We start from the raw sequence: 6,565 nt of genomic DNA, 5'->3' as shown, positions 1-6,565 counted from the left end.
CCGGACGGGCGGCGAAGACCTACCGCCTGCGCGACTGGCTCATCTCCCGTCAGCGCTTCTGGGGCACGCCGATCCCCATGATCCACACCGAGGACGGGCGCATCGTTCCCGTCCCCGCCGACCAGCTCCCGCTGACGCTGCCCGACGCGAAGGGCCTCGACCTCGCGCCGAAGGGCACGTCGCCGCTCGGCGGCGCGACCGACTGGATGCGCACCGTCGACCCCGAAACCGGCGAGCCGGCGCTGCGCGACCCCGACACGATGGACACCTTCGTCGACAGCTCGTGGTACTTCCTGCGCTTCCTCGCACCGCACGACGCCACCGAGGCGTTCCCGCTCGCCGAGGCAGACCGCTGGGCGCCCGTCGACTCGTATATCGGCGGCGTCGAGCACGCCATCCTGCACCTGCTGTACGCGCGGTTCATCACCAAGGTGCTCTACGACATGGGGCTCATCGACTTCACCGAGCCCTTCTCCTCGCTCATCAACCAGGGCATGGTGCTGCTGGGCGGCTCGAAGATGTCGAAGAGCAAGGGCAACCTGGTCGAGTTCGCCGCCAGCATGGAGTACCCGGGCGCCGACGCGGTGCGCGTCGCGATCGCGTTCGCCGGCCCCGTGGAGGACGACATCGAGTGGGAGGATGTCTCGACCACCGGTGCGCAGAAGTTCCTCGCCCGTGCGTGGCGCGTCGCGAACGACGTCACGTCGGCGCCCGACGCGGTGTGGGCGGACGGCGACGAATCGCTGCGCCGAGTGACGCACCGGCTGTGGGCGGACGCACCGGGCCTGGTCGAGCTGACGAAGTTCAACGTGCTGGTCGCCCGGCTCATGGAGCTCGTGAACGCGACCCGCAAGGCCATCGACTCGGGCCCGGGCGCCGCCGACCCTGCAGTGCGCGAGGCGGCCGAGGCGATCGCGCTGGTGCTCGATCTGATCGCGCCGCACACGGCCGAGGAGATGTGGGAGCTGCTCGGGCGTGAGCCGTTCGTGGGCCTTGCCACGTGGCGGCAGCCCGACACCGCGCTACTGGTCGAGGAGTCCGTCACCGCGGTCGTGCAGATCGACGGCAAGGTGAGGGCCACGATCGAGGTTCCCGCCCGCATCGACGCCGACGCACTCGAGCAGCTGGCGCGCTCCGATGCGCGCGTGCAGCGGGCGCTGGGCGAGCGCGATGTCGTGAAGGCCGTGGTGCGCCCGCCCAAGGTCGTGAGCTTCTCGACGCGTCCGGCCTGAGCATCCGTTCCTCCCCAACCGGGGGATTCGGCCGGCCGTCCACGTTTCGGGGCTCGGAGAGATGCGTCACGCGGGGGCGGCTTCGCCGCTGCCCTAGCGTGACGCTGTGACCACGCCTGAGGGGTACGCCGCACCGAAACGGCGTGTCGGCATCGGTGCGGCGATCGTCGGCGTGATCCTCGCGGTGGTCGTCACCGTGGGCCTCGGGCTGTGGCGCACAGCGGACACCCCCGTACAGACCGTTCCCGTCGGCGGGGGTGAGCGGGGTGCGGCGGCTGTCGAGCCGTCGCCCGTGTATGTGCACGTCTCGGGGGCGGTGCGCCTGCCGGGGCTGTATCGACTGCACGACGGCGCCCGTGTGGTCGACGCCGTCGCTGCAGCGGGCGGGCTGGCCGACGACGCCGTGCCGTCGGGGGTCAATCTGGCGCGCCCGGTCAGCGACGGGGAGCAGCTGGTCGTGCCGCGGGAAGGCGAGGCCGGACCGGATGCCGCGGGCCCGGCCGACGACCGCGTGAACCTCAACAGCGCAAGCATGGCCGAGCTCGAGACACTGCCCCGCATCGGGCCCGCGCTGGCACAGCGCATCATCGACTGGCGCGACGCCAACGGGCGGTTCACCAGCGTCGAGGACCTGCTGGCGGTGCCCGGCATCGGCGAGAAGATGATGTCGGCGCTGCAGCCGCTGGTGCGGATCTGAGCGGCCTCGTGCGGAACCGTGCCCCGCTGCTGCCGCTCGCCGTCGCCGGGTGGGCGAGCGCGATCGTGGCCGTCATGGCACCGGACTGGGCTGCGGTGCACGCCGCCACCCTGTGGTTGGTCACCGGCGTGCTGTGTTGCTGTGCACTGCGCCGTCGGCGCCTGGCGCTGACCGTGATGGCCGTCGCGGCCGCCGCGACGATCGCGTCGCACGTCGCATGGGCGCAACCGGCGCGCGACGCGGCGGCGTCGTTCGGCGTCGAGGGCGGACGCGCCGTCGAGCTCACGGCGGTCGTCACCTCAAAGGTGGCGCCGGCCGGCAGCGGATCGCTGTGGTTCGACGCGCACGCCACCGCACTGCGTGCCGGCGACCGGAGCATCCCCGTCTCGGTTCCGGTCGTCGTGTCGGTGGCACCCGACGGAGTCGCCGGCAGCGGTCTCGATCTCGGTGCGCAGGTCGTGGTCACCGGCACCGCGATGCGCGCGGACCCGGGCGACCGCGCCGTGCTGGTCGTCTTCGGCTCCGGCGGCGTCGCGGTGACGTCGGCTCCCGAGCCTGCGTACGCGGCGGTATCCGCGTTGCGCACCGGATTCGTCGACCTCGCCTCGACACTGCCGGGCGACGGGGGAGCACTGCTGCCCGGTCTCGCGGTCGGCGATACGAGCGCGGTGGGTGCCGGCCTGGATGCGGCGATGAAGGACTCTTCGCTGAGCCATCTGACGGCGGTGTCGGGCGCGAACTGCGCCATCATCGTCGGCCTCGTGTTCGGTGCCGCAGCGCTGCTCGGGGCGCGCCGCGGGGTGCGCGTGATCGCGGCGCTCACAGCGCTGGCCGGATTCGTGCTGCTGGTCACCCCGGAGCCCAGTGTCGTGCGTGCCGCCGCCATGGCGACGGCAGCCATGCTTGGCGTCCTGCTCGGGCGTACGGCGGTCGGCACCTCGGCGCTGTGCCTCGCCGTCGTCGTGCTGCTGGTCGGCGACCCGTGGCTGGCGGTGTCGCTCGGCTTCGCACTCTCCACCGTGGCGACCGCGGCGCTGCTGGTGCTCGCGCCGCCGCTTGCGCGAGGTCTCACGCGCGTCATGCCGAAGGCGCTCGCCCTCGTGCTCGCCGTGCCGCTGGCGGCGCAGCTGGCGTGCGGCCCGCTGCTCGTGCTCGTCAACCCCACCGTTCCGCTGTATGGAGTCGTCGCGAACCTGGTCGCCGGCCCGGCCGCGCCGGTGGCGACCGTGCTGGGGCTGGTCGCGTGTTTGCTGGCACCCGTGCTCCCGGTCGTGGCGCACGGCGTCGCAGCGATCGCCTGGGTGCCGTCGGCCTGGGTCGCCGCCACGGCGACGACCGTCACCGAGCTGCCCGCAGCATCCCTTCCGTGGCTCGACGGCTGGGTCGGCGCGGCCGCGCTGGCACTGGTGGGGGCCTGCATCGCCGTCCTGCTGGCCCTGTGGCGGCCGGGTGTGCGCACGCTGATGCTCCGCCTGGCCGCGACGGTGCTGCTCTCGACGACCGCCGGCGTGCTCCTGGGGTCGGCGGCGCTCGGCGGGCCGATCGCCGCGCTCACGATCCCGCGAGCGTGGAGCATCGCCGTATGCGATGTGGGCCAGGGCGACGCCGTGCTCGTCCGATCGGGCGAACACGTCGCCCTGATCGACACCGGCCCAGACCCCGCGCTGCTGCGTGCGTGCCTGAGGCGCCTGGGCGTGTCCAGGCTCGACCTGGTCGTGCTCACCCATTTCGACCACGATCACATCGGCGGTGCCGAGACGGTCGTCGGGCTCTCCGATCTGGTGCTGCACGGCCCCCCGACAGATGCGCAGGACCGTGCGCTGCTGTCGAGGTTCGCCGATTCCGGATCGCAGGTCGTCGAGGCCCACAGCGGGGTGTCGGGTCGCCTCGGTGACGCGGACTGGCGCGTGCTCTGGCCTCGTCGCACGAGTGTCGCCTTCCCGGCGGGCAACGACGCGAGCGTGGTGCTCGATGTGCGGGGCGGAGGCGTTCCGTCGGCGCTGTTCCTGGGCGATCTCTCCGCGACGCCGCAGGCGATCCTCGCCGGTGACACCGGGCTGCGCGGCCCGTACGACGTCGTGAAGGTCGCCCACCACGGGAGCGTCGATCAGGATGCCGGCCTGTACCGCGCCGTTCGCGCTGCCGTCGCGATCGTTCCGGTGGGCGCGGACAACACCTACGGCCACCCGCGCCGCGAGACGTTGCAGCTCGTGGCATCCGTCGGCGCAGCGATCGGCCGCACCGATCGCGACGGCCTGGTGCTCGTGGCCCGTGGAGCCGGGGGACTGCAACTGTGGCGGGAGCGGAGCTCGCCGCACGACGAGGTCGCACCCGTCCCGTAGGCTCGACGTATGGCCGCTCCGAACCGTCGCCCCGCCCGTGGCGCCGCGCAGAGCACCATCCCGCAGCTGTCATGGCGTGAGCCGCAGCCGGCGCCGATCGTGCTGGTCTCGGGACCCGAAGAGGTGTGCGCCGAGCGCGCGATCGCGGGTGTGCGCGCGTACCTGCGCGCGGAGGACGCCGCGCTCGAGGTCAGCGATCTGCGAGCCGACGACTACGTCGAGGGAACGCTGTTCGCCGTGACCTCGCCGTCGCTGTTCGGCGAGCCGCGCATGGTGCGGGTGCAGAGCGTGGAGAGGTGCTCGGACCCCTTCCTCTCCGAGGCGCTCGCCTACCTCGAGAGTCCGCAGGCAGGCGCGACGGTCGTGCTGCGTCACACGGGGGCCACCGTGCGCGGCAAGAAGCTGCTCGACGCGATCCGCAGCGGTATCGGCGGGGGAGTGGAGATCCCGTGCGCGGCGGTCAAACGCGACGCCGACCGCGTCGACTTCGCCATCGGCGAGTTCCGCACCGCCGGCAAGCGGATCGACCCGGGAGCGGTGCGGGCGCTGGTTTCCGCCTTCGCCGACGACCTGGCCGAGCTCGCGGCGGCCTGCCAACAGCTGATCGCCGATGTGCCCGCCGACATCACCGAGCAGGTCGTCGAACGGTATTACGGGGGCCGCGTCGAGACATCGGCGTTCACCGTTGCCGACACCGCCATCGCTGGCCGGTACGGTGATGCCCTCATCGCGCTGCGGCACGCGCTCGACTCGGGCGCCGATCCGGTTCCGCTCGTGGCCGCCGTCGCCCTCAAGCTGCGCACGATGGCACGGGTGGCCGGCACGCGGGAGTCCTCGCGCGAGCTCGCCGCACGGCTGGGCATGAAGGACTGGCAGGTCGACCGGGCACGCCGCGACCTGAGCGGCTGGAACGAGAAGACCCTCGCGATGGCGATTCAGGCGACCGCGCGTGCCGACATCGAGGTGAAGGGCGCCTCGCGCGACCCGGTGTTCGCCCTCGAGCGCATGGTGACCGTCATCGCCACCCGGGCACCGTACGGCGCGTGACGAACGCCGAAGGCCCGCCCCTTGCGGGACGGGCCTTCGGTACTGCTGAGCGCCTCAGCTCTGCGGGTGTCAGAGCGCGGCGACCTGCTTGGCGAGGGCCGACTTGCGGTTCGCCGCCTGGTTCTCGTGGATGACGCCCTTGCCGACGGCCTTGTCGAGCTTCTTCGACGCGGTCTTCAGCGCCTTCTCGGCGGCCGCCTTGTCACCGGTCGAGACGGCCTCGCGGGTGCGACGCACCTCGGTGCGAAGCTCGCTCTTGACGGCCTTGTTGCGCTCGCGCGCCTTCTCGTTGGTCTTGTTGCGCTTGATCTGCGACTTGATGTTCGCCACGTTCGACGTATCTTTCGTTCGGATTTCGATGGAATGCCGCACGACACGAGAGGGGTGCCGCACGGCGAAGTGCGGGAGGAACCCCACACGCAAGCCAAGAGCAGAGTCTACCAGTATTGGCAGCGCGCCCCCGACATGCACGACGATCGAACGACCCACCCTGCACGACCTGGGGTGGACTGCTACCGGCTCGTTGTCGTGGGTGCGCATCGACCCCGAGGGCGACGGCACGCTCAATGAGGCGGGCCTCGCCCACCGGCGCGCACTGTCCGTGCAGCGTACGCACGGTTCCCGCGAGGTGGGCATCACCACAACGGCCTTCGCCGACCCGCTGATGCCGGCGCACGACCGAGACCTCGGCCTCATCTCGGCCCCAGGACTTCTACGGCATCAGCTTCTCCACCCCGATGACGGTCACCACGGCCGACGGGCCGGGCTCTCCCAGGCGACTCACCGTAGGATTGTCGAGACATGTCACCACGCGCCCTCATGCCGCTCGAGCCCGCTGCGACCCCGCCCGAGCTGATCCGCAACTTCTGCATCATCGCCCACATCGACCACGGCAAGTCGACCCTGGCCGACCGCATGCTGCAGCTCACCGGGGTCGTCGATGACCGGGCGATGCGCGCGCAGTACCTCGACCGGATGGACATCGAGCGCGAACGCGGGATCACCATCAAGAGCCAGGCCGTGCGGATGCCGTGGCGTGTCCACGACACCGCCCATGTCCTCAACATGATCGACACGCCCGGGCACGTGTACTTCACCTATTAGGTGTCGCGCTCCCTGGCGGCGTGAGAGGGGGCCATTCTGCTCGTGGACGCTGCACAGGGTATCGAAGCAAAGAAGCTCGCCAACCTGTACCTGTCACTGGACGCCGACCTTCACATCAACCCCGTCCTCAACAAGATCGACCT

The 6,565-nt window shown here is 71.4% G+C and carries 5 protein-coding genes and 1 pseudogene; 5 read left to right on the top strand and 1 reads right to left on the bottom strand.

Features of this window, described 5'->3' with window-relative positions; genetic code table 11:
- The 4 genes from ACK5IN_RS07350 to holA all read left to right on the top strand — a co-directional run.
- Positions 1-1,232: class I tRNA ligase family protein (locus tag ACK5IN_RS07350; RefSeq protein WP_416895543.1), on the top strand; the 1,232-nt coding region annotated here is incomplete at its 5' end.
- Positions 1,233-1,338: 106 nt separating this feature from the next.
- On the top strand, positions 1,339-1,929 hold the full coding sequence (locus ACK5IN_RS07345) for a ComEA family DNA-binding protein (RefSeq protein WP_416895542.1): 591 nt from the start codon (positions 1,339-1,341) through the stop codon (positions 1,927-1,929).
- Between the two features lie 8 nt (positions 1,930-1,937).
- On the top strand, positions 1,938-4,271 hold the full coding sequence (locus ACK5IN_RS07340) for a ComEC/Rec2 family competence protein (RefSeq protein WP_416895541.1): 2,334 nt from the start codon (positions 1,938-1,940) through the stop codon (positions 4,269-4,271).
- Positions 4,272-4,280: 9 nt separating this feature from the next.
- Positions 4,281-5,318 carry a DNA polymerase III subunit delta gene (holA, locus tag ACK5IN_RS07335; RefSeq protein WP_416895540.1) on the top strand — a complete coding sequence of 346 codons (1,038 nt, stop codon included), beginning with the start codon at positions 4,281-4,283 and terminating at the stop codon, positions 5,316-5,318.
- Positions 5,319-5,387: 69 nt separating this feature from the next.
- Here the strand turns inward: holA and rpsT are convergent, their stop codons facing one another.
- Entirely contained in the window at positions 5,388-5,648 is a 261-nt protein-coding gene (rpsT, locus tag ACK5IN_RS07330; protein ID WP_416895539.1) for a 30S ribosomal protein S20, read from the bottom strand.
- 471 nt (positions 5,649-6,119) lie between these two features.
- On the opposite strand from rpsT, the pseudogene ACK5IN_RS07325 reads away from it, so the two are divergent.
- Positions 6,120-6,565 (top strand): annotated as a pseudogene (locus ACK5IN_RS07325) (GTP-binding protein); the annotation flags it as partial.

Origin of the sequence: Microbacterium sp., from assembly GCF_047971895.1 — a bacterium.
Taxonomy (GTDB): domain Bacteria; phylum Actinomycetota; class Actinomycetes; order Actinomycetales; family Microbacteriaceae; genus Microbacterium.
The sequence above is the reverse complement of the archived record's forward strand: the minus strand, read 5'-3'. Positions and strand labels throughout refer to the sequence as shown.

What these genes read in the sequence shown, in the direction of transcription:
- holA (WP_416895540.1), top strand. Translation starts at nt 4,281, where the DNA reads ATGGCCGCTCCGAACCGTCGCCCCGCCCGTGGCGCCGCGCAGAGCACC.